Raw genomic sequence first — 22598 nt, 5'->3', positions numbered from 1 at the left:
AAAACAATGGAGTAACGAAAGTTACTCCTTTTATAAAATATAAGGATTGATGTATGAACAAGAATAAGTACTCAACCCCCTTGCTGATGCTTGCCACCATCTTAGCCGGTATGCTTTCCCCGATGCAGTCTGCCGTTAATGGGCAGTTAGGACATTGGTTACAAGACGGTAATGCTTGCGCAGTAATCTCGTTTGCCAGCGGTCTGGTCGTCATGTTTTTTATTATTATTGCGCGCAAAGAAACACGCCAGCAATTCGCCTCAATCCCTACTCTGATTAAAAAGAGAAAAATTCCGCTATGGAATTGGTTTGCAGGATTATGCGGGGCTATGGTCGTATTTTCTGAAGGCGCATCCGCCAGCGCGCTGGGCGTTGCCACCTTTCAAACGGCATTAATTTCTGCCCTGCTTCTTTCCGGCCTGCTGTGCGACCGTTTTGGCATCGGCGTGGAGGAGAAGAAATATTTTACGCCATGGCGCATTACTGGCGCATTGTTCGCCGTTATCGCCACCATTTTTGTCGTGTCGCCACAGTGGCACTCAACCTCGTTTATCCTGCTCGCTATCCTCCCCTTTTTGGCAGGGTTACTCGCTGGCTGGCAGCCTGCGGGGAATGCGAAAGTCGCCGAGGCAACGGGCTCCATGCTGGTGTCCATTACATGGAACTTCATCGTCGGCTTTTGTGTCCTGGGCGCGGCGCTGGCGATACGTATCGCATTAGGCCATGTCACCATTCAGTTACCCGATACATGGTGGATGTATCTCGGTGGTCCGCTGGGTCTGCTGTCCATCGGGCTAATGGCGATTCTGGTGAGAGGCTTAGGGCTATTGATGCTGGGCGTAGCGTCAACAGCAGGCCAACTGCTTGGCTCAGTGCTAATTGATGAATTGATCCCTTCATTAGGCAATACGGTCTACCTGGTCACCATCATCGGTACGCTGTTCGCGTTAGTCGGTGCGATTGTGACCACCATCCCTGAATACAGAGCATCCAAAATGGCGCAAAGAATGGAGGTGTCAGAATGAAAGGTTTCCTGCAAACCGTAACAGGCCCGGTGGCACATACGGATATGGGGCTGACGCTACCGCATGAACATCTGTTTAACGATCTGTCTTCGGTCGTAGACGAGCCACATTATGCTTTTTCACAGCAACTGGTGGGAAAGAAAGTCAGTGCTGACCTGCAGTGGGGACTGAAACACGACCCATACTGCTGCGCCGATAACATGGACCGCAAAGAGATTGATGATGTTATCTTCGAAATCAATAACTTTATGTCTTTGGGCGGCAGGACGATTGTCGACGCCACCGGATCAGAATCCATTGGGCGGGACGCCTCAGCGCTACGAGAAGTTGCCTTAAAAACGGGTTTGAATATCGTTGCGTCATCCGGACCTTATCTGGAGAAATTTGAAAGTACCCGGATCCATAAACCTGTTGAGCTGTTAGCCTCACTCATTGATAAAGAACTGAATCAGGGTATTGGCGAGACGGATATTCGCGCTGGCATGATCGGTGAAATCGGCGTATCTCCCGCGTTTACCCAAGCGGAGCGTAACAGCCTGCGGGCAGCGTCTCTGGCACAATGTAACAACCCCCACACGGCGATGAATATCCATATGCCAGGGTGGCTGCGACTGGGTGATGAGGTGCTGGATATCGTGCTGGAAGAAATGAACGTCTCTCCGGCAAAAGTCTCGCTGGCGCATTCGGACCCTTCAGGAAAAGATGTCGTCTATCAACGTAAAATGCTCGACCGTGGCGTATGGCTTGAATTTGACATGATTGGTCTGGACATCACCTTTCCAAAAGAAGGTGTCGCGCCGGGCGTTCAGGAGACCGCAGATGCAGTAGCGAATCTGATTGCACTGGGTTACGCCGACCAAATCGTTTTAAGCCATGATGTTTTTCTCAAACAGATGTGGGCGAAAAATGGCGGAAATGGCTGGGGGTTTGTCCCGAATGTCTTCCTCGCCTATCTGGCTGCTCGCGGAGTAGACAACGATACTCTGCGCAAGCTTTGTATTGATAATCCAGCCCGATTACTCACGGCATAATCTGCAAATAGCCCGGTGTCTGACACCGGGCCTGGAATTAAAAATCAGTATCCCGCCGTTAAATCATCCACCGAACGCGGGTCAGACGCACCGTACAGTTCGCCATCCGGTCCAACCATAATACTTTGGGTACTGCCCATCGCTTCTTTCAGCGCCACTTTCTGCCCTTTCTGTTCCAGCAACTTCAGCGTATCGGGGCTGAAGCCCTTTTCTACCCGCAGTTCGTCCGGCAACCATTGATGATGGAAACGCGGCGCGTTGGTCGCTTCGGCGACGTTCATGCCAAAATCAATGCTGTTCACTACCATTTGCAGCACGGTAGTGATAATTCGACTCCCGCCAGGACTGCCGGTCACCAGCCAGGTTTTGCCGTCTTTTACCACGATAGTGGGCGACATCGACGACAGCGGACGTTTTTTTGGTTCGACCGCGTTAGCATCGCCGCCCACCAGGCCATAAACATTGGGTACACCGGGTTTAGCAGAAAAATCATCCATTTGATTATTCAGCAGAATACCGGTATTTCCCGCCACAATTCCTGTGCCGAAGGTGGTGTTCAGGGTATAGGTCACCGCCACGGCATTGCCGTCTTTATCCACCACCGAGAAGTGGGTGGTCTGGTTGCTTTCATACGGGGCGAGCTTGCCCGGTTTTATCTGGCTGGAAGGTTTGGCCTTGTTGATATCAATTTGATCGGCCAACGTTTTCGCATAGGCTTTGTTGGTCAGCGCCTGCCACGGCACTTTCACAAAGTCCGGATCGCCCAGATACTCTGAGCGGTCAGCGTAGGCGTATTTTTCCGCTTCCGCCATGATTTGCATGGCATCGGCGCTGCCAAAGCCGTACTTCTTCATGTCGAAATTTTCGAGGATATTCAGGATCTGTACGATGTGAATACCGCCCGAGGATGGCGGCGGCATGGAGAAGACCTGATACCCGCGATAGTCACCGCTGATTGGCGTACGCTCAACGACTTTATAGCTGGCTAAATCCTCTTTGGTCATCAGACCGCCGTTCTTCTGCATTTCTCCGGCAATCTGGTCAGCAATCGCCCCTTTATAAAACGCATCCGGGCCGTTTTCGGCAATCATTTCCAGGCTTTTCGCCAGATTCTTCTGGACCAGCTTATCGCCTTTTTTCAGCGGCTCGCCGTCTTTCCAGAAAATGGCTTTGCTGTTCTCATGGTTGGGGATCACTTCGCTGCCGTAAGTTTTTAAGTCGTCGGCCAGCGCATCGTTAACCACAAAACCCTCTTCCGCCAACTTCATCGCCGGACGCACCACTTTATTCAGCGGCATCGTGCCGTATTTCTCCAGCGCCAGCGAGAACCCCGCCACGGTACCCGGCGTACCGGATGCCAGATGCGACGTCAGCGACTTTTTCGCATCGGCGTTACCCTGATCGTCAAGGAACATATCGCGCGTAGCGCCGGCCGGCGCCATTTCACGAAAATCAATCGCCGTGGTAGCGCCATCTTTAGTGCGCAGCAGCATAAATCCCCCGCCGCCCAGATTCCCGGCTTGCGGATGCGTGACAGCCAGCGCATAGCCCACGGCGACGGCGGCATCCACGGCATTACCGCCCTGCTTTAAGATATCCACGCCAACCTGCGTCGCCATTGCATCCACGGACGCCACCATCCCTTGCGTCGCCCGTACAGGATGAAAGACATCTTCTTCAACACCATAGGAGACTGGCGGCGCGACGGGAGGATTGGCCACCGCGCTAAACGTCCCCCCGGCCAGCAGAGCGGCGATCGCCACCCAGCGCATAAACGTTGGTTTCATCGTTGTTTTTCTCCAGATAAATGGGTGTATGTCCCGTTTAATCCTGGTCCACAACGCTTAAAAAATCATCATCATGGCGAAATAGAGGTACACTTAAAAAGAGGCCTCATCGGGAGGAGACGACAATGAAACGCTTACTACTTATTACGGCTTTGTTACCCTTTGCTGTATTGGCCCAGCCAATTAACACTATGAATAATCCTAATCAGCCAGGTTATCAGATTCCCAGCCAGCAGCGTATGCAGACGCAGATGCAAACGCAGCAGATTCAGCAGCAGGGTATGTTGAAACAACAGATGCAAACGCAGGCGCGCAGCCAGCAGCAAAATCTACAGTCGCAGTTGAATGCCAATACGCAGCGGGTTCAGCAGGGACAGCCGGGCAACGGTATGCTCGGTCAGCAAACGCTGCCCAATACGCAGGGCGGAATGCTCAGCGGCAGCGGAAATCCGGACCGGATGCTAAACCATTCCCAGCCAATGTTGCAGCAGGACAGCGGGACGCCGCAGCCTGACATCCCGCTGAAAACCATCAGCCCTTAAAACTGACGGCCCTTAAAACTGAAAGTGAGGGCCGATGTCATCAATGCGATCGGTGCAGATACAATCCACGCCCCAGCGCAGCAGCTCTGCCGCCCGCTGGGGCTGATTGACGGTATACACCAGAATCCGCAGACCCGCGGCCTTAATCTCTTGCACTCGCGTCTCATCGAGTAATTTATGGTTGAGATGGAGGGAAACACAGCCCAGACGGATCGTCAGTTCACGCCAGTCTTCACGCCATTTATCCAGTAGTAACCCGCGCGGCAGTTCAGGTGCTGCCGCCTGCGCCGCTTCCAGCGCCTCTATCTCAAAGGAAGAAAGCAGCGGCGGTGTCATCCCGGCCCACAGTTCGCGGGCGGCCAACGCCACGACGCGTCCTGTTAGCCTTCCGCTCCCCGTTGTCGGTTTGATCTCAATATTCGCCATCATGCCGTGTTTACGGCAGCGCTCCGCCACCTGCGAGAGCAACGGCAGCGGCTCGCCTTTAAATTCGCCGCTAAACCAACCGCCAGCGTCCACACGCAATAAATCCTGCCAGTTCAACTCGCCCGCCACGCCCCAACCGTTGCTGGTGCGCTCCAGGTTATCGTCATGCAGCAGGAAAATTTCGCCGTCTTTCGACAGCTTGGCATCAAACTCAATCATGGTGTGCCCGTATCGCGCGCCCACGTCAATCGCCGCCAGAGTGTTTTCCGGCGCCAGTTTACCGCCGCCGCGATGGGCGACAATGTGGGGATAAGGCCAGTTACTCATACACGTTGTCCTGTTTCGCCATCAAAAAGATGCCGCTGATGTTCCGGCAGATGCAGCCATAGCGTACTGCCCGCCGCCGGGCGCTGCTGATGCGCCAACCGCACCACCAGTTTCTGATCGCCCCAGCGCCCATGCGCCAGATTATCCGCGCCCAGAATCTCCAGCGTGTCTACCGTTAACGGCACGCCGCCTTCCGCCTGCGAGCTTAACGCAATATGCTCCGGGCGGATACCCAGCGTCATGTTACGTCCGGCATGACCCCGATAGTCCGCACCTATCGGTAACGCCAGACCGCCAGGCAATTCGAAACGGTCGCCGGAAGCGCTGATAACGCCGTCCAACAGGTTCATCGCCGGGCTGCCAATAAAGCTCGCCACGAAGCGACTGGCCGGTTTTTCATATACCTCTACCGGCGTGCCAATCTGTTCTGCGACGCCTTTATTCATCACCATCACCCGCTGGGCCAGCGTCATCGCCTCTACCTGATCGTGAGTAACATAGAGCGAGGTGGTACGAAGACGACGATGCAGATGCTGTAACTCCAGACGCATCTGCACGCGCAGCTTGGCGTCGAGGTTAGAGAGCGGTTCGTCGAATAAAAAGACTGCCGGCTCGCGGACGATCGCGCGCCCCATTGCCACGCGCTGCCGTTGACCGCCGGAAAGCTCGCGTGGACGGCGTTTAAGCAGGCCGTCCAGCTCCAGAATGCGCGCCGCCTCCCGCACGCGTTCTTCAATATGCGCTTTGCTCATACCGCGAATTTTTAGTCCCCACGCCATGTTCTCCTCTACGCTCATATGGGGATAGAGAGCATAGTTCTGAAATACCATCGCGATGCCGCGATCTTTGGGCTCCATCTCGGTGACACGTTTGCGATCAATCCAGATATCGCCGCTGGTCACGCGTTCCAGACCGGCCACCATCCGCAACAACGTTGATTTGCCGCAGCCGGACGGCCCGACCATCACGATAAATTCGCCATCCGCCACGTCCAGCGTTAACGGTTGAATGACCTGGGTTTTGCCGTCCCAGCTTTTGGTTACTGCCTGTAATTTCAGTCCTGCCATGTTATTTCTCACTGTCCACTAAACCACGCACAAACGCCCGTTGCATGGCTAACACAATTACGACCGGGGGAATCAGAGTCAGCAGCATCGCGGCCATCACCTGGTTCCATTGCGTGGTACCTTCGCCGGTGGCGATCATCCCTTTGATACCCGCTACGGCAGTGCCAAGATTCACGTCGGTGATAATCAACAGCGGCCACAGATACTGGTTCCAGCCGTAGATAAAGGTGATGACGAATAACGCCGCCAGGTTGGTTTTTGACAGCGGCAACACGATGTCGCGGAAAAAGCGCATCGGCGACGCGCCGTCAATACGGGCCGCCTCCACCAGTTCATCCGGAAGCGTCATAAAGAACTGACGAAACAGGAAAGTGGCGGTAGCGGACGCCATCAGCGGTAGCGTCAGACCGGCATAGCTGTCGAGCATTTTCAGGTTGGCGATCACTTCCACCGTCGGGAAGATACGCACTTCAACCGGCAGCATCAGGGTGATAAAAATCATCCAGAAGAACAGGTTACGCAGGGGAAAACGAAACCAGACGATGGCGAATGCGGAAAGCATAGATACCGTGATTTTGCCTACCGTAATGCTGAACGCCATAATGAAACTGTTAAGCATCATCAGCCAGAATGGCGCGCTATTAACACCGACGCCGTTGACCCAAATAGTTTTGATATTCTCCAGTAACTGCGTGCCGGGAAGCAGCGTCATCGGCGTCTCAAACACCGCGCGGTCGTCCAGCGTCGCCGCGACAAACGCGACATACAGCGGAAACAAAATGACCGCGATCCCCAGAATCAGCATGGTATGGCTGAATATTGTCAGCCCGCGACGATTCTCTATCATTGGTAACGCACCTTACTTTCCACATAGCGGAACTGCACCACCGTCAGAATGATGACGAGGAACATCAACACTACCGACTGCGCGGCGGACGCCGAGAGATCCAGGCCGGTAAACCCTTCGCGATAAATCTTATAAATCAGCGTCGTGGTAGCTTGTACCGGCCCGCCGGCGGTCGCGGCGTCGATCACCGGGAAGGTGTCGAAAAAGGCGTACACCAGGTTGACCACCAGCAGGAAGAAACTGACCGGCGCAATAAGCGGCAAAGAAAGCCGGAAGAAACGACGAATCGGCCCGGCGCCGTCAATGGCCGCCGCTTCCACCAGCGAGCGGGGAATGGATTGCAGCGCGGCAAAGAAGAATAAAAAGTTGTAACTAATCTGCTTCCAGACTGACGCAAATACCACCAGGAACATCGCCTGACCGCTGTTTTGCGCGTGGTTCCAGTCATAGCCGAATTCGCCAAGGAAATGGGTGATTAATCCCCGCCCCGGGTTAAACAGGAAAATCCACAATACGGCGGCGACGGCGGGCGCGACGGCATAAGGCAGCAGCATCAGCGTCTGATAAAAACGGCTGCCGCGCACCACGTAATCCACCAGGGCGGCGAAAAACAGCGAGACCAGCAGGCCGCTAAACGTGACCAGCGCGCTGAATTTAATCGTCGTCCAGAAGGCGTCGAGATAATAACTGTCGTGAAAAAGCGCGACGAAATTCTCCAGCCCGACAAATTGGCTGGAAAAACCAAACGGATCGACGCTTTGCAGCGAATACCACAGCGCTTCGCCCGCAGGCCAGATAAAGAAAATAACGGTGATAACCAACTGCGGGGCAACCAGTAAATACGGCAGCCAGCGCGAGCGGAACACCGGACGGAATGATGACATGAAGGTTCTTTTCCTGGAAGGTGCCGGATGGCGGTGCAAGCACCTTATCCGGCCTACAAACGCTGTAGGCCTGATAAGCGCAGCGCCACCAGGCACTTATACACTTAAGATTTGCTCGCTTTCTCAAAACGACGCAGCAACTGATTCCCGCGCTCCACTGCGGTATCCAACGCCTGTTGTGGGGTCTTCTTCCCGGTCCAGACGCTTTCCAGCTCTTCGTCCACGATGGTACGAATCTGCGGCATATTGCCCAGACGCAAGCCTTTGGTGAAGGGTAACGGCGGCTTATTCAACATCTGGCGAGTGGCGATATCCGCACCGGGGTTTTTATCGTAATAACCCTGCTCGCGGGTCAGCTCGTAGGCGGCGGTGGTAATCGGCAGGTAGCCGGTTTTTTGATGCCATTCAGCAGCGTTTTCCGGTTTTGCCAGGAAGTCGAGGAATTTGGCGACGCCGGTATAGGTTTCTTTATCTTTACCCTGCATGACCCATAGGCTGGCTCCGCCGATAATAGCGTTTTGCGGCGCGCCCTTGATATCCGCGTCGTACGGCATCATACCCACGCCATAGTTAAATTTGGCATACTGGCGGATATTGGCGAGCGAGCCGGAGGACGCGGTTGTCATCGCGCAGTCACCGTTATAAAACTTCTCGGTAGACTCGTCCTTACGCCCAACATAGCTAAAATCGCCTTTCTTATTCATCTCTTCCAGCAGCGCGATATGTTTCACCTGCTCTGGCTTATTAAACTCCAGCACCGCATCTGTACCGTCAAAGCCATTGTTTTTACTGGCGAAGGGGAGACCGTTCCAGGCGCTGAAGTTTTCCAGTTGGATCCAGCCTTGCCAGCCGCTGGCGTAACCGCATTTCATGCCTGCCGCTCTCAATTTCGCGGTATAGTCAGCCAGCTCCTGCCAGGTTTTCGGCGGCTGCTCCGGATCTAAACCGGCTTTCTTAAAGGCGTCTTTGTTGTAGTACAGTACCGGCGTGGAGCTGTTAAAGGGCTGGGAGAGCAGATGCCCGCTTTTAGCATCGGTGTAGTAGCCTGCAACGGTCGGTACAAACTGGGACTCGTCAAAGTTAATACCGGCGTCTTTAAACACTTCATAAACCGGCTTAATGGCTTTCGAGGCCATCATGGTCGCTGTCCCAACCTCATAAACCTGCAATATTGCCGGCGCGTTGCCGGTACGGAATGCCGCGATCCCGGCGCTCAGGTTCTGTTCATAGTTCCCCTTATAGACCGGAACGATTTTGTAATCCGGATTGGCCTGGTTGAAACGTTGCGCCAGTGAATCAACTTCTTTGCCTAACTCCCCTTCCATTGAATGCCAGAATGGAATAGTGGTGACGGCCAACGCCTGACCCGTAAATGCCAGACTCAGCGCCAGTCCTAAAGCTGTATGTCGTAACGATATCATCGGTTATCTCTCTTTTTGTGCCGGGATGCGCGATATCACGCGTTTTATGTTCGCGGGGGTAACATGACATGCTCGAATGACAGAAAAATAACTTTTTTATTACAAAAAAAAGATAGTAAGGCGACAGAGAGATGGCAAGGCAGTGAAAGCGCCGGAAAAGAAAAGTGGGAGCTACGGCACGTCTGACAGCGTAATGCTGACCAGACATGCGTTATTTGGCTGGCGTCAGCAGTTAATCACGATGAGAATACTTTTTGTACAGATTTTGTAAGCGCCGCTGATCTCGCCGCTCGCGTTCACGCTGAATGTCGGATTTTTCATCCTCCCACGTTGCACAATCCGGATGATGACGCACTTCGCAGGTCGTTGCGGCCAGTGGATAAGGCGTTGCGGTTTCTTCTTGCCAGATAGCAGGATCGCGGGGATCAAAATCGTTTGAGGTTAAGGCGTTAACACTGAACGAAGCCGCGAACAACAGCGTTCCCATTATGCAGGCGCCTGAACGTATCATCCTTGCTCCTTCTTCGGTGGTTATAGTTGATAACTATTCTCAACTATAACATATTGGTACGAAAAATGTTCTACTGATTTGCCGAATGCCGAGTAATCCGCCAGGTCCGGTAAGCGGTAGCGCCACCGGGCGCGTTTGCCAGATGGCAGCTGTAAACTGCGCCTTATCCGCCCAGATAGGCGCTGCGCACCGCTTCGTTCGCCAGCAGCGCATCACCGGTATCGGATAGCACCACGTGGCCGTTTTCCAGCACATAACCGCGGTCGGCGAGCTTCAGCGCCTGGTTAGCGTTTTGCTCGACAAGGAAGATGGTCATACCCTGCTCGCGCAACTGCTCAATGGTGTCGAAGATCTGCTGGATGATGATCGGCGCCAGCCCCAACGACGGTTCATCCAGCAGCAATAGCCTCGGCTGGCTCATCAGCGCGCGGCCAATCGCCAGCATCTGCTGTTCGCCACCGGACATGGTGCCCGCTCGCTGGATACGGCGTTCATGCAGGCGCGGAAACAGCTCGTACACCCATTTGATACGCTCCTGAAACCGATCGCGCTCGGCAAAAAAACCGCCCATCGCCAGATTCTCTTCTACCGTCATCCGCGAGAAGACGCGCCGCCCTTCCGGCACTATCGCCACCGCTTCACGCATGATTTTCGCCGTCTGCCAGTCGGTGATGTCTTTACCGTCAAACACCACCCGTCCGCTGGAGGCGCGCGGATCGCCGCACAAGGTGCCAAGCAGCGTCGTTTTCCCCGCGCCGTTAGCGCCAATCAGGGTAACGATTTCCCCCTGGTTGATGTGCAGACTGACGTCGTGCAGCGCCTGAATCTTGCCGTAGTGGGCGCTGACTTTTTCAAACGTTAACATCGTTTTTTCCATCTTATGCCTCACCCAGATAAGCGCGGATGACGTCCGGGTTGTTGCGGATCTCTTCCGGCGTGCCGTTCGCCAGCGGCGTGCCCTGGTTCACCACGTAAATGCGATCGGAAATGCCCATCACCAGCTTCATATCGTGTTCAATCAGCAAGATAGTGGTGTTGTGATGGTTACGTAGTTCGGCAATCAGCTCATCCAGCTCTTTGGTCTCTTTCGGGTTAAGGCCGGCCGCCGGTTCGTCGAGCATCAGAATTTCTGGCTGCGTCACCATGCAGCGGGCAATCTCCAGCCGACGCTGGTCGCCGTAGGCCAGATTACTGGCCTGGCGGTTGGCATGTTCCAGCAGGCCAATACGCTCAAGCCAGGTCGCCGCGCGGTCCAGCGCTTCGCTTTGCGCGCGGCGGAAAGCGGGCGTTTTCAACAGGCCGGAAAAGAGGCCCGTTTTCAGTTGCTGGTGCTGCGCCACCAGCAGGTTTTCAATCACCGTCATTTCGCGAAACAGACGCACATGCTGGAAAGTACGTACCACGCCCATGCGGGCGATCTGCTGGCCCGGCAATCCTTCCAGATGCCGCTCGCGCAACGTGATCGTACCGCCTGTCGGCTTATAGAAACCGGTCAGGCAGTTAAACACCGTCGTTTTACCCGCGCCGTTAGGGCCAATCAGCGACACAATTTCCCGCTCACGCAATTCCAGCGATACATTGTTGACCGCCAGCAAACCGCCAAAGCGCATCATCAGGCCGTTAACCGCTAATAATGGCTGACTCATGCCTGCTCTCCTTTCGCCTGACCACTTTTCAGCTTCAACTGCGGACGCGTCATCGGCAGCAATCCCTGCGGGCGCCAGATCATCATCAACACCATTAAACCGCCGAGCATCAACATGCTGTATTCGTTGAAATCGCGCATCAACTCGCGCGACACCACCAACAGAACCGCCGCCAGGATCACCGCAAACTGCGAGCCCATGCCGCCCAGCACCACAATCGCCAGCACGAAGGCGGATTCGGCGAAGGTGAAGGATTCCGGGCTGACAAAGCCCTGGCGGGCGGCAAACAACGTCCCGGCGAAACCGGCAAACGCGGCGCTGATAGTAAAAGCGGTCAGCTTGATGCGCGTCGGGCTTAAACCTAATGAGCGACAGGCGATCTCATCTTCACGCAACGCTTCCCACGCCCGGCCCAGCGGCATACGCAGCAGGCGGTTAATGACAAACAGCGACAGGACCACCAGCAACAGGGCCACCAGATAGAGGAAAATGACCCGGTCGGATGGGTCGTACTTCACGCCAAAGAAATTGCTGAAGGTATCCCAGCCGCCTTCGCGGGTGTTGCGGCTAAACTCCAGACCAAACAGCGTCGGTTTGGGGATCTGACTGATGCCGTTCGGGCCGCCGGTAATTTCAGTGTTGTTGAGCAGCAGGATACGGACGATTTCGCCGAAGCCGAGCGTCACAATCGCCAGATAGTCGCCGCGCAGACGCAGTACCGGGAAGCCGAGCAGGAAACCGGCGGCGGCGGAGACCAGTCCCGCCAGCGGCAGGCAGGTCCAGAAACCCAAACCATAATAGTGGTTGAGCAGCGCAAAGGTATAAGCGCCGATGGCGTAAAAGCCGCCGTAGCCCAATACCAGCAGGCCGGACAGCCCCACCACCACGTTCAGCCCCAAACCGAGGATGATATAAATCATGGTCATGGTGGCGATATCGACGCTACCGCGCGACACCATAAACGGCCATGCCACGGCGATAACCAACAGCGCCATCAGAAACAGCTTTTGCTTAACGGTAGAGCCATCGATCGCCGGCAGAATAAACTTCGGTCCGGAGACGTGCTTCACCGCTTTCTGGAACATCGGACGCAGCAACTGAAAGAAAAAAACCACTGCCGTACCGATAAAGATCCACTGCCAGCGGATGTCGGCGGCGGTATCCACCACCAGTTTGGTGCCGTCCAGCTCCAGTTGTACGCCCATGAAGACGCCAGCCAGAACGAAGAACATCGCCGCAGAGAACAGAGCCATCGCAATATGCATCGGTTTCATACTTTCTCTACCTCCGGACGCCCCAGGATACCGGTCGGCATCACCAGCAGTACCAAAATCAGCAGAGCGAACGATACGACATCTTTATATTCGGTACTTAAATATGCGGATGAGAGCGCTTCGGCAACGCCCAAAATCAGACCGCCGATCATCGCGCCCGGAATGCTGCCAATACCGCCCAGCACCGCCGCGGTGAACGCTTTCATCCCGGCCATAAAACCGATGTAGGGGTTAATCACGCCATAAAATTGCCCAAGCAGAACCCCCGCCACCGCCGCCATTGCCGCGCCGATAACAAACGTTAGCGCAATGACACGGTCAGTATTAATGCCGAGCAGGCTGGCCATTTTCAGATCCTCCGCGCAGGCGCGGCAGGCGCGGCCCATCCGGGAGTAGCGAATGAAAATGGTGAGCGCCAGCATAGCCAGAAAGGTGACTATCCAGATAACCGCCTGCATGGTGGTGATGGACGCGGCAAAGTTTTCGCTGCTGCCCACAATCCACTGGCCGTTAAACAGGCTGGGTAACGCCACGTCGCGCGAACCTTCCGTCAGGCTGACGTAGTTTTGCAGAAAGATGGACATCCCGATGGCGGAAATCAGGGCGATTAGGCGCTTGGAGTTGCGCACGGGCCGGTAAGCGACTCGCTCGATACTCCAGCCGTAGGCGCTGGCAATAATAATCGCGCCGATAAATCCGGCGGCCACCAGGAGCCAACTGGTGTCTATTCCCATCATCATTAGCGCGGCGATGATCATAAAAGAGACGTAGCTGCCGATCATATACACCTCGCCATGAGCGAAGTTGATCATGCCGATAATGCCGTACACCATCGTATAACCGATAGCAATCAGCGCGTAGGTGCTCCCCAGCGTGACGCCGTTAAACATCTGCTGCAAGAAATAGAGAAACTGCTCGGACATAAGGTAACCTTTTTAAACCCGCCCGGCGTGCGGGCGGTGGGATAACTTATCTTCTGGCATTACTTCGCGACGGTTGACGAGCCGTCGGCGTGCCACTGGAAGACGCCAAATTCAAATCCCTTAAGATCGCCTTTTTCATCCCATTTCAGCGGCCCAATAACGGTATCAGCCCCGTTAGCTTTAAGATCTTTCACCAGATCCAGCGGAGCATGGCTGGCGCTACGCGTCATTGCGGTCGCCAGCGACTGGACGGCGGCGTAGGTGATCCAGACATACGGACCGCTGGGATCTTTCTTGTCGGCTTTCAGCGCCTCAACAATCGCTTTATTCGCCGGGTCCTGGTCATAACGTTTTGGCATCGTCACCAACATGCCTTCCGCCGCACCGCCCGCAATATTGGACAGCGACGCGTTACCCACGCCTTCCGGCCCCATAAATTGCGTTTTCAGGCCATTAGCCCGCGCCTGGCGCAGCATCTGCCCCATTTCCGGGTAGTAGCCGCCGTAATACACAAAGTCGATATTCTCTTTTTGCAAGCGGGCAATCAGGGCGGAGAAATCTTTTTCGCCGGCGGTAATACCATCAAAAAAGACAATATTGGCATTGCCCTGCTTCAGGCCATCCTGCACGGAGCGCGCCAGTCCTTCGCCGTATTGCTGTTTATCGTGAATAATAGCGATGCGCTGCGGTTTCACCGTTTCCAGGATGTATTTCGCGGCCGTTGGCCCCTGGGAGGAGTCCAGGCCGGCGGTACGCATAATGTACTGATAGCCGCGCTGGGTCAGCTCCGGGTTAGTCGCCCCCGGGGAGATCATCAGAATACCTTCATCTTCATAGATATCGGATGCTGGCTGAGTAGAAGAAGAACACAAGTGACCAATAACGTATTGAATACCGTCGTTAACGATTTTGTTGGCCACCGCCACCGCCTGTTTTGGATCGCAGGCATCATCGTACTCTACGCCGACCAGCTTATCGCCTTTAATACCGCCTTTAGCGTTGATGTCTTTAATGGCCTGGCGCGCGCCGTTAAATTCCATATCGCCCCATTGCGCTACCGGGCCGGACATCGCCCCGACTATGGCGACTTTAATATCATCTGCCATTGCCCCCTGCGAGACTGCTAATGCAACAATCCCTGCGATTATTGTTTTCGCTTTCCGTTTCATGTGCCTGTATCCCCATTCGTGATGTTATATGTTTTGTTTTTTGCTGGTTAAAAAGCAGACTGTACTTTTTATAAATGGTGCGCTTTTTACTGACTCATTAATGAGTTAGCGCAGCATTTAAAGCATAATAAGATTAAAATCTCTATTTTTCAGTCTATTAAGAAAAGATAATATTCTGCTTTTCGCTATAGATAAACAAAAAAAAGCACGCTTGTCAGCATAAAATAACGGCATATTAAGTGGAATAATTCACTAGCATTCAGGGAATTATGCTGCCTGTTTTCCATTCTCTAATGCTTCAAACTGTAATTATCGTTGTTAAAAAATTAATAACCTGGTAAATGACACAAAAAAGAGAAAGCATCTGGCCTGCCTGTTTCGGTACACTGATCGCATCTTTTGAAATCGGGACAAGCCGTCGATGAAGCTGACCATTCTTCGTTTAGAACACTTTAGCGCTCAGGATCAGATCGATCTGGGCAAAATCTGGCCGGAATATTCCGCCTCCTCATTAAGCGTAGATGAAACGCACCGGATTTATGCCGCGCGGTTTAACGAGCGTTTGTTGGGCGCCGTAAGAGTGACGCTGAGCGGAACGCAGGGCGCGCTGGATTCCTTACGCGTGCGTGAAATCACCCGTCGCCGCGGCGTCGGGCAATACCTGGTAGAAGAAGTCATCCGCGATAATCCCAACGTCTCGTCGTGGTGGATGGCGGATGTCGGTGTTGAAGACCGTAGCGTGATGGCCGCGTTTATGCAGGCGTTAGGCTTTACCGCCCAGCATGACGGCTGGGAGAAGCGCTAAAAGAAAGCCGGATGGCGCTGACGCTTATCCGGCCTACATGCCGGGAGAAAAGATAAAAACCACCTCGCAATTTTCCAAGAATTTCGCGTTGCAGGCAGGCGGCAAGTTATGAAATCCCCGGGAGCTTACATAAGTAAGTGACCGGGGTTGAATAACGTAGCCAACGCACCTGCAGCGCGAAAGGCGCCAGGAAAATTACTTAGCGTCTGTCGCCGTACCGTTCGCATGCCAGTCAAACACGCCGAACTCAAATCCTTTCAGATCGCCCTTCTCATCCCACGACAGCGGTCCCATTACGGTGTCGACCGTGGCGCCTTTCAGGTATTTGGCAATTTCCGCCGGATCGTCAGACTGGTTCAGACCCGCCTGCAACGATTGCAGCGCGGCGTAGGTGGTCCACACGAATGCGCCGCTAGGATCTTGTTTCTTGGCTTTGATGGCATCCACAATCGGTTTGTTCGCCGGGACCTGGTCGTAGTTCTTCGGTTTGGTGACCAGTAAGCCTTCCGCCGACTCTCCGGCGATGTTAGACAGCGACACGTTCGCCACCCCTTCCGGCCCCATAAACTGGGTTTTCAGCCCTGCGGCGCGAGACTGACGCAGGATCTGCCCCATTTCCGGGTGATAACCGCCGTAGTAGACAAAGTCGATATTCTCTTTTTTCAGACGCGCTACCAGAGTGGAGAAATCTTTTTCGCCGGCGGTGATGCCGTCAAAGAATACGACGTTAACGCCGCCTTTCTTCAGACCGTCCTGCACCGCGCGCGCCAGCCCTTCGCCGTACTGCTGCTTATCGTGGATAATCGCGATGCGCTGCGGTTTTACCTTCTCCAGAATATACTTTGCCGCCGTTGGCCCCTGGTCAGAGTCCAGACCGGTGGTGCGCAAAACCAGCTTATAGTCGCGCGCGGTCAGCTCCGGCGCGGTCGCCGCCGGGGTTATCATCAGGATGCCTTCGTCTTCGTAGATATCAGACGCTGGCTGTGTGGAAGAGGAGCATAAGTGACCGATAACATACTTGATGCCGTCGTTCACCACTTTGTTAGCGACAGCTACCGCCTGTTTCGGGTCGCAGGCGTCGTCATATTTCACCGCGACGAGCTTATCGCCTTTAATACCGCCTTTCGCATTGATATCGGCAATTGCCTGCTCCGCACCGGTAAATTCCTGGTCGCCATACTGCGCCACCGGACCGGACATCGCGCCGACAACCGCGACTTTAATGTCCTCTGCGAATGCCATATGGCTTAATGACAGGGCGATACATCCTGCCAATAACGTTTTACCCTTCATATTCATCCTGATAATCCCCATTATTCTGGTTGTTACGTGTGTTGTGGTGTTATTGTTCAGCACTTTATTTCGATTATTGGCTAGCTACCCGTGCTTTAGCAGCATACTCTGCTAAAACATACCCGATTTTTATTATTTTGGAATAGCTAAATTTACATTCAGATAACAGATTTGTGTCGGTGGGGGAGAGGAAGGGCCCGTAGGCCCGATAAGCGAAGCGCCATCGGGCAAACGTGTTGCCGGATGGTAGGGTAAACGCCTTATCCGGCCTACAAAAAACAAAACCCCCGAATTCACATTCGAGGGTTCATTGGCAATTCGCGAAGATTACGCTTCGATCGCAGCGCGAAGCTTTTTCATGGCGTTCTTTTCAAGCTGGCGCACACGCTCAGCGGAGACGCCGTAACGATCGGCCAGCTCCTGCAACGTAGACTTATTGTCTTCGTCCAGCCAGCGAGCGCGGATAATATCCTGGCTACGCTCGTCGAGCCCCTGCATCGCGTCGGTCAGTCGGTTGGCGGCCTGCTCTTCCCAGTTATCGTCTTCAATGCCGTCGGCAAAGTTAGACGATTTATCCTGCAGATACAGCACCGGCGCCATTGGCTGGCTGTCGGACTCATCGTCCGAAGACATGTCAAACGTCATGTCCTGCGCCGCCATACGCGACTCCATCTCACGCACGTCTTTACTGGAAACACCCAGTTCGCGCGCCACCATTTCAACCTCATCCTGATTAAACCAGCCCAGACGCTGCTTGGTTTTACGCAGATTAAAGAACAGCTTACGCTGCGCTTTCGTGGTTGCAACTTTAACGATACGCCAGTTACGCAGCACGTATTCGTGAATTTCTGCTTTAATCCAGTGTACGGCGAAGGAAACCAGGCGCACGCCTACTTCCGGGTTAAAACGACGTACGGCTTTCATCAGGCCGATGTTGCCTTCCTGGATTAAATCCGCCTGCGGCAGACCATAGCCCGCATAGTTACGAGCAATATGAACAACAAAGCGCAGGTGAGACAGGATCAGCGTTTTAGCTGCTTCCAGATCGCCCTGGTAATGCAGCCTTTCAGCCAATGCCCGCTCCTCGTCAGCCGATAACATCGGCCACGCGTTCGCCGCCCGGATATAAGATTCCAGGTTGCCAACAGGGGCTAAAGCTAAATTTTGCATTTCTTTGGTCATTCAAATCCTCTCAATCAGTATTGCCTGGCACCGTCAGCGAGCAACAACCGTGCCAAAGCCGATGAGCAACGAGAATATCACCCACTCTTTTATCAGACAGTGATTTTATCCACAAGTTCAATGTAACACTGTGCATAATTTGCACAAATCTTGTGACATAAAGATGACGCGCGGGGAAGAGACAACAGGGACTCTTTCCCTGCGAACGGAAGCCCATTGCAGGGAAAGATTATACCACGATTTTATCAATCGGGAGTAAAGTGACGTAAATGTTGCACCGTGGCCAGCCAGGCGGCGATCCAGCCAATCATGGAACAGACCAGCAGCAGCAGCAGGCACTCATCGAACGATAAGCCATTGAGATCAAACTTCGTGCCGAAGACCTGCGCCACTTCAGTCACCGCCGATGATAAACGCATCACCAAAATTTCAGACAATATCAGTGAAAGAAACGCGCCGGAAAAACCGAGCAACGCGCCGCCGTAGAGGAACGGACGCAGGATAAAGCCATCGGTCGCGCCAATCAGCTTTTGCACGTTAATGGTGTCGCGACGGGCAAAAATGCTCAGGCGCACGCTGTTGCCGATAACGAGGAAGACCGCCGCGACCATCAGCACGCCGATCATCGCCGACACGCGGCCCACCAGCCCGGTGAGCGCCGCCAGGCGCGCAAACCAGCTATCATCCATGCGGACTTCGTCAATGCCGTTAATCTGCGAGATACGGTCGCGCAGCGTATTAAGCGAGGCGGTACTCTGGAAGTCCAGCTTGGGGATCACCACCGCCACCGCCGGTAGCGGGTTCTCTTCCAGCATATCCAGCGCGCCGCCAAAACCCGACCAGTTGCGGAATTCTCCCAGCGCGTCCTCACGGGACAGGTAGTTGACCTTCTCAACGCCCTGCTCGGCCTGAAGCTGCCCAACAACCCGCGCCGCCGAGTCATCATCCAGCGTTTTTTGCAGATAAACGGTGATCTGCGGCGACGGATAATACTGAGTCGCCGCCTGGTTGACGTTCTTATAGACCATGTAACAGACGCTGGGCAGCGTCAGGGAGATGGCGATCACCATCACCGTCAGAAACGTCGCCAGCGGTTTGCTTTTCAGATCTTGCAGCGCGCCGTGCCAGGCATAGCGCACCTGTTCATTAAAGACATTCGTTTTACGTGAGTTCGGTTTCGGCGTCGGCTTCTGGCGTCCTGGCGCGTTGCGCCCGCCGCCTGTTCCGCCGCGAGACTTACGCAGTCGATCCAGCCGTCCACCGAACTGCCTGATTTGGTTAATCGCGTCGCGCCTATTCATTGGCCAGGCCTCCATGCAGATGTCCATCGCTCAGGACGAGCTGCCTATAGGAACGACGGGAGATAAGTCCAATATCGTGCGTCGCCATCAGTACCGTCACCCCTACGCGGTTAAACTCTTCAAACAGACGTAAAATCCCTTCCGACAACGCGTCGTCCAGGTTCCCGGTCGGTTCATCCGCCAGCAATACCGCTGGCTTATTGACCACCGCGCGGGCGATGCCCACGCGCTGCTGTTCGCCTCCGGAGAGTTGAATCGGGAAGTTTCTCGCTTTGTCCAGTAGTCCAACCTTATCCAGCGCCGCCGACACACGACGACGGATATCATCGCCGCTGGCACCGGCAATGATTAACGGTATCGCCACATTGTCATAGACCGTGCGATCCATCAGCAGATGGTGATCCTGGAAAATCATCCCAATCTGGCGGCGCAAAAACGGCACTTCGCGGTTTTTCAGGCGCGTAATATCATGCCCGCTGAAGAAGATTTTGCCGGCGCTGGGCCGCTCAATCCCACAGATTAGCTTCAGCAGGGTACTTTTCCCCGCGCCGGAGTGGCCGGTCAGAAACGCCATCTCGCCTGGCCGCATATGGAATGTCACTCCCTGCAGCGCTTGTCTCCCGCCGAGATAGGCCTTGCTGACATGTTCAAAGCGAATCATTGTTAATCCTCTCGGGCAAAAAGTGCCTCAATAAAATCGTCCGCCTTAAACGGACGCAAATCCTCGATACGTTCGCCCACGCCAATGTAACGGATAGGAATGCCAAACTGGTCAGCTACCGAGAAAATCACCCCGCCTTTCGCCGTACCGTCCAGCTTGGTCAGGGTAATACCGGTTAAGCCTACCGCTTCATGGAACAGTTTGGCCTGGCTTACCGCGTTCTGTCCGGTGCTGGCGTCAATAGTCAGCATAACTTCATGTGGCGCTTCTTCGTCCAGCTTTTTCATGACGCGAACGATTTTTTTCAGCTCTTCCATCAGGTGCGACTTGTTCTGCAGACGCCCTGCCGTATCGGCAATTAACACATCCACATTACGCGCCTTCGCGGCCTGGATAGCGTCAAAAATCACCGAGGCGGAGTCCGCGCCGGTATGCTGGGCGATAACCGGAATGTTGTTACGCTGTCCCCAGACCTGTAGCTGTTCGACCGCCGCCGCGCGGAAAGTATCCCCCGCCGCCAGCATCACTGATTTACCCTGCTGCTCAAACTGGCGCGCCAGTTTACCGATAGTGGTGGTTTTACCCACGCCGTTCACGCCAACCATCAGAATAACAAAAGGCGTTTTACCTTCAATATTAAGCGGTTCGTCTACCTTCGCCAGAATCTCGCCCATCTCGTCTTTCAACAGACCATACAACGCCTCGGCATCTTTAAGCTGTTTGCGGCTGGCGCCTTCCGTCAGATTAGCGATAATCTTACGCGTGGTTTCTACCCCGACATCAGCGATGAGCAACTGCTCTTCCAGCTCCTCGAACAAATCATCGTCGATTTTCTTGCCGCGGAACAGACTGATAAATCCGGAACCGAGATTTTCTTTGGTTTTCAGCAGACTGCGTTTCAGGCGGGCAAAGAAACCTTCTTTAGTCGGTTTTTCCTGCTCCTGAACGATCGCTTCCACCGGCGCGTCTTCTTCCGCCGGCGGAACAACCATCACCGCCTCTTCCGCCGCCTGAGCGGCCAGCGCCTGCGCTTCCAGCTCTTCGTCGGTGAATTTCGCCGCGTTTTCGCCCTCTTCTTCTACCGCGGCAATGACCTCTACGGTTTCCGCTTCGGCCTGCCACTCTTCGGGCGAGATAGCCTCGTCTTTGACCTCTTCCGGCAGCGGCAATTCCTCGCGTTCCACCGCGATCTGCGGCGCTGCCATCTCAATGGCCGTCGCGGGCTCCGGCTCTACCGGCTGCGGTTTTTCGCTCTCCTGAACTTTCTCAGTAACGTCCACCACCTCTTCCGCAAAGGCTTCGGTTTCTGCTTTGCTGTGCGCGGGCGTTTGCGCGTCTACGTCTGCCGCCGTTTCAACAGGGGGCTCAACCGGTCGTTGTTCCTCAACAATCTGCTGTTCTTCGGTCTGTTCCTGCTTCTGCTCTTTATCACCGAAGCCCAACCAGGAAAAGAAGCCACGTTTTTTCTGTTTTGCCATCTGCGACTACACCCCTCGCGGCGCTATATACATGGAAGCTAAAAAAATGATGAAATAGTCTATCACTTAACTTAATTCACATCACCGCCTGGAATAACTTGCAACAGGCGGTTCGAGCAAGAGAAATGAAAAAACCGACTCACTCTGGCAGCGGCCAAATCCGCATTATTGGCGGGCAATGGCGTGGCCGTAAATTACCGGTTCCGGACAGCCCGGGTCTGCGTCCCACCACCGATCGCGTGCGCGAAACGTTATTTAACTGGCTGGCTCCGGTAATGGTAGACGCCCATTGTCTGGATTGCTTTGCCGGCAGCGGCGCGCTGGGTCTGGAAGCGCTATCGCGTTATGCGGCCCAGGCAACGTTACTGGAAATGGATCGCGCCGTATCGCAGCAGTTGCAAAAAAATCTGGCGACGCTGAAAGCCAACAATGCTCGCGTCGTCAATACCAATACTCTGGCCTTCCTCAGCCAGCCGGGAACGCCGCATCACGTCGTCTTTGTCGACCCGCCGTTTCGTAAAGGGCTGCTGGAAGAGACGTTACAATTGCTGGAAACCCAGGGATGGCTGGCCGACGACGCGCTAATCTACGTAGAAAGCGAGGTGGAAAACGGTCTGCCGCCCGTTCCGGCGAACTGGGCATTGTATCGAGAAAAGGTGGCCGGACAGGTCGCTTATCGTCTGTATCAGCGCGACGCGCAAGGAGAAAATGATGTTGATTAATCTGGGCCGCTTATTAATGCTCTTCGTGTGGGCATTTTTGATTCTTAATCTGGTGCATCCCTTCCCGCGCCCGCTCAATATCTTCGTCAACGTGGCGTTGGTGTTCATGGCGCTGATGCACGGTATGCAACTGGCGCTACTGAAATCAACGATACCGAAAGAGGGTCCGCAGATGACGACGGGAGAGAAAATCCGCATTTTCCTGTTCGGCGTGTTTGAGCTGCTGGTCTGGCAGAAGAAGTTTAAGAACAAAAAATAACGTTTGCTGCCGGATGA

At 54.4% G+C, this 22598-nt stretch carries 24 protein-coding genes; 7 read left to right on the top strand and 17 right to left on the bottom strand.

What is annotated here, in order from left to right; genetic code table 11:
* The first annotated feature begins 53 nt into the window (after positions 1-53).
* Both ABVN44_RS15810 and ABVN44_RS15805 read left to right on the top strand, forming a co-directional pair.
* Complete coding sequence (locus ABVN44_RS15810; protein WP_001038949.1) at positions 54-1025, top strand: DMT family transporter; 972 nt, start codon at positions 54-56, stop codon at positions 1023-1025.
* On the top strand, positions 1022-2056 hold the full coding sequence (locus ABVN44_RS15805) for a phosphotriesterase (RefSeq protein WP_000675710.1): 1035 nt from the start codon (positions 1022-1024) through the stop codon (positions 2054-2056). The genes ABVN44_RS15810 and ABVN44_RS15805 overlap by 4 nt, the downstream gene beginning before the upstream one ends.
* A gap of 44 nt (positions 2057-2100) precedes the next feature.
* Here the strand turns inward: ABVN44_RS15805 and ggt are convergent, their stop codons facing one another.
* Positions 2101-3843, bottom strand: a complete 1743-nt coding sequence (ggt, locus tag ABVN44_RS15800; RefSeq protein ID WP_023231462.1) for a gamma-glutamyltransferase — start codon at positions 3841-3843, stop codon at positions 2101-2103.
* A gap of 125 nt (positions 3844-3968) precedes the next feature.
* Here ggt and ABVN44_RS15795 point away from each other — a divergent pair, with 125 nt between their 5' ends.
* Positions 3969-4385: a DUF2756 family protein gene (locus tag ABVN44_RS15795; protein WP_000826041.1), complete on the top strand. Its 417-nt coding sequence runs from the start codon at positions 3969-3971 to the stop codon at positions 4383-4385.
* A 12-nt stretch (positions 4386-4397) separates the two neighbouring features.
* Here ABVN44_RS15795 and ugpQ read toward each other — a convergent pair whose 3' ends face one another.
* The 11 genes from ugpQ to livK form a co-directional block, all read right to left on the bottom strand.
* On the bottom strand, positions 4398-5138 hold the full coding sequence (gene ugpQ, locus ABVN44_RS15790) for a glycerophosphodiester phosphodiesterase (RefSeq protein WP_023231463.1): 741 nt from the start codon (positions 5136-5138) through the stop codon (positions 4398-4400).
* Positions 5135-6205: a sn-glycerol-3-phosphate import ATP-binding protein UgpC gene (locus ABVN44_RS15785; RefSeq protein WP_000907838.1), complete on the bottom strand. Its 1071-nt coding sequence runs from the start codon at positions 6203-6205 to the stop codon at positions 5135-5137. The genes ugpQ and ABVN44_RS15785 overlap by 4 nt, the downstream gene beginning before the upstream one ends.
* A gap of 1 nt (position 6206) precedes the next feature.
* Positions 6207-7052 (bottom strand): sn-glycerol-3-phosphate ABC transporter permease UgpE, encoded by an 846-nt coding sequence (gene ugpE, locus ABVN44_RS15780; RefSeq protein ID WP_000572196.1) that lies wholly within the window; start codon positions 7050-7052, stop codon positions 6207-6209.
* Positions 7049-7936, bottom strand: coding sequence for a sn-glycerol-3-phosphate ABC transporter permease UgpA (gene ugpA, locus ABVN44_RS15775; RefSeq protein WP_000094074.1), 888 nt, complete (start codon positions 7934-7936; stop codon positions 7049-7051). Before ugpA ends, ugpE begins: the two co-directional genes overlap by 4 nt.
* Positions 7937-8040: 104 nt before the next feature.
* Positions 8041-9357: a sn-glycerol-3-phosphate ABC transporter substrate-binding protein UgpB gene (ugpB, locus tag ABVN44_RS15770; RefSeq protein WP_000624749.1), complete on the bottom strand. Its 1317-nt coding sequence runs from the start codon at positions 9355-9357 to the stop codon at positions 8041-8043.
* Between the two features lie 232 nt (positions 9358-9589).
* The gene (locus tag ABVN44_RS15765) at positions 9590-9868 is read right to left on the bottom strand and encodes a hypothetical protein (protein ID WP_000621260.1); all 279 of its coding nucleotides are present in this window, start codon (positions 9866-9868) and stop codon (positions 9590-9592) included.
* A 163-nt stretch (positions 9869-10031) separates the two neighbouring features.
* Complete coding sequence (gene livF, locus ABVN44_RS15760; RefSeq protein WP_000416114.1) at positions 10032-10745, bottom strand: high-affinity branched-chain amino acid ABC transporter ATP-binding protein LivF; 714 nt, start codon at positions 10743-10745, stop codon at positions 10032-10034.
* A 1-nt stretch (position 10746) separates the two neighbouring features.
* A complete protein-coding gene (gene livG, locus ABVN44_RS15755; RefSeq protein WP_000082083.1) occupies positions 10747-11514 on the bottom strand; it encodes a high-affinity branched-chain amino acid ABC transporter ATP-binding protein LivG in 768 nt (255 codons plus the stop codon).
* Positions 11511-12788, bottom strand: a complete 1278-nt coding sequence (gene livM, locus ABVN44_RS15750) for a branched chain amino acid ABC transporter permease LivM (RefSeq protein ID WP_000803764.1) — start codon at positions 12786-12788, stop codon at positions 11511-11513. The genes livG and livM overlap by 4 nt, the downstream gene beginning before the upstream one ends.
* On the bottom strand, positions 12785-13711 hold the full coding sequence (gene livH, locus ABVN44_RS15745; RefSeq protein ID WP_000003005.1) for a high-affinity branched-chain amino acid ABC transporter permease LivH: 927 nt from the start codon (positions 13709-13711) through the stop codon (positions 12785-12787). The genes livM and livH overlap by 4 nt, the downstream gene beginning before the upstream one ends.
* 59 nt (positions 13712-13770) lie before the next feature.
* Positions 13771-14880, bottom strand: coding sequence for a high-affinity branched-chain amino acid ABC transporter substrate-binding protein LivK (gene livK / locus ABVN44_RS15740; protein WP_000822976.1), 1110 nt, complete (start codon positions 14878-14880; stop codon positions 13771-13773).
* 421 nt (positions 14881-15301) lie between these two features.
* Here livK and panM point away from each other — a divergent pair, with 421 nt between their 5' ends.
* Positions 15302-15685, top strand: a complete 384-nt coding sequence (gene panM, locus ABVN44_RS15735) for an aspartate 1-decarboxylase autocleavage activator PanM (protein WP_000778873.1) — start codon at positions 15302-15304, stop codon at positions 15683-15685.
* Positions 15663-15797: a hypothetical protein gene (locus ABVN44_RS15730; protein ID WP_001517957.1), complete on the top strand. Its 135-nt coding sequence runs from the start codon at positions 15663-15665 to the stop codon at positions 15795-15797. Before panM ends, ABVN44_RS15730 begins: the two co-directional genes overlap by 23 nt.
* A gap of 83 nt (positions 15798-15880) precedes the next feature.
* On the opposite strand, the gene livJ is transcribed toward ABVN44_RS15730, so the two are convergent.
* From livJ to ftsY, 5 genes are all read right to left on the bottom strand, one after another.
* Positions 15881-16984 (bottom strand): branched chain amino acid ABC transporter substrate-binding protein LivJ, encoded by a 1104-nt coding sequence (livJ, locus tag ABVN44_RS15725; RefSeq protein WP_023231465.1) that lies wholly within the window; start codon positions 16982-16984, stop codon positions 15881-15883.
* Positions 16985-17305: 321 nt separating this feature from the next.
* Entirely contained in the window at positions 17306-18160 is an 855-nt protein-coding gene (gene rpoH / locus ABVN44_RS15720) for an RNA polymerase sigma factor RpoH (RefSeq protein ID WP_000159621.1), read from the bottom strand.
* A gap of 245 nt (positions 18161-18405) precedes the next feature.
* On the bottom strand, positions 18406-19461 hold the full coding sequence (ftsX, locus tag ABVN44_RS15715) for a permease-like cell division protein FtsX (protein ID WP_023231466.1): 1056 nt from the start codon (positions 19459-19461) through the stop codon (positions 18406-18408).
* Positions 19454-20122 (bottom strand): cell division ATP-binding protein FtsE, encoded by a 669-nt coding sequence (ftsE, locus tag ABVN44_RS15710; RefSeq protein WP_000617729.1) that lies wholly within the window; start codon positions 20120-20122, stop codon positions 19454-19456. The genes ftsX and ftsE overlap by 8 nt, the downstream gene beginning before the upstream one ends.
* Before the next feature lie 2 nt (positions 20123-20124).
* Positions 20125-21600 carry a signal recognition particle-docking protein FtsY gene (gene ftsY / locus ABVN44_RS15705; protein ID WP_001118694.1) on the bottom strand — a complete coding sequence of 492 codons (1476 nt, stop codon included), beginning with the start codon at positions 21598-21600 and terminating at the stop codon, positions 20125-20127.
* Positions 21601-21725: 125 nt separating this feature from the next.
* Between ftsY and rsmD the strand changes: the two genes are divergently transcribed.
* Both rsmD and ABVN44_RS15695 read left to right on the top strand, forming a co-directional pair.
* Positions 21726-22322 carry a 16S rRNA (guanine(966)-N(2))-methyltransferase gene (gene rsmD / locus ABVN44_RS15700; RefSeq protein ID WP_000743275.1) on the top strand — a complete coding sequence of 199 codons (597 nt, stop codon included), beginning with the start codon at positions 21726-21728 and terminating at the stop codon, positions 22320-22322.
* Positions 22312-22581, top strand: coding sequence for a DUF1145 family protein (locus ABVN44_RS15695; RefSeq protein WP_000906759.1), 270 nt, complete (start codon positions 22312-22314; stop codon positions 22579-22581). The genes rsmD and ABVN44_RS15695 overlap by 11 nt, the downstream gene beginning before the upstream one ends.
* The last annotated feature ends 17 nt before the right edge of the window (positions 22582-22598 follow it).

This window comes from Salmonella sp. SJTUF15570, from assembly GCF_043357055.1.
Lineage (GTDB): Bacteria > Pseudomonadota > Gammaproteobacteria > Enterobacterales > Enterobacteriaceae > Salmonella > Salmonella enterica.
The sequence above is the reverse complement of the archived record's forward strand: the minus strand, read 5'-3'. Positions and strand labels throughout refer to the sequence as shown.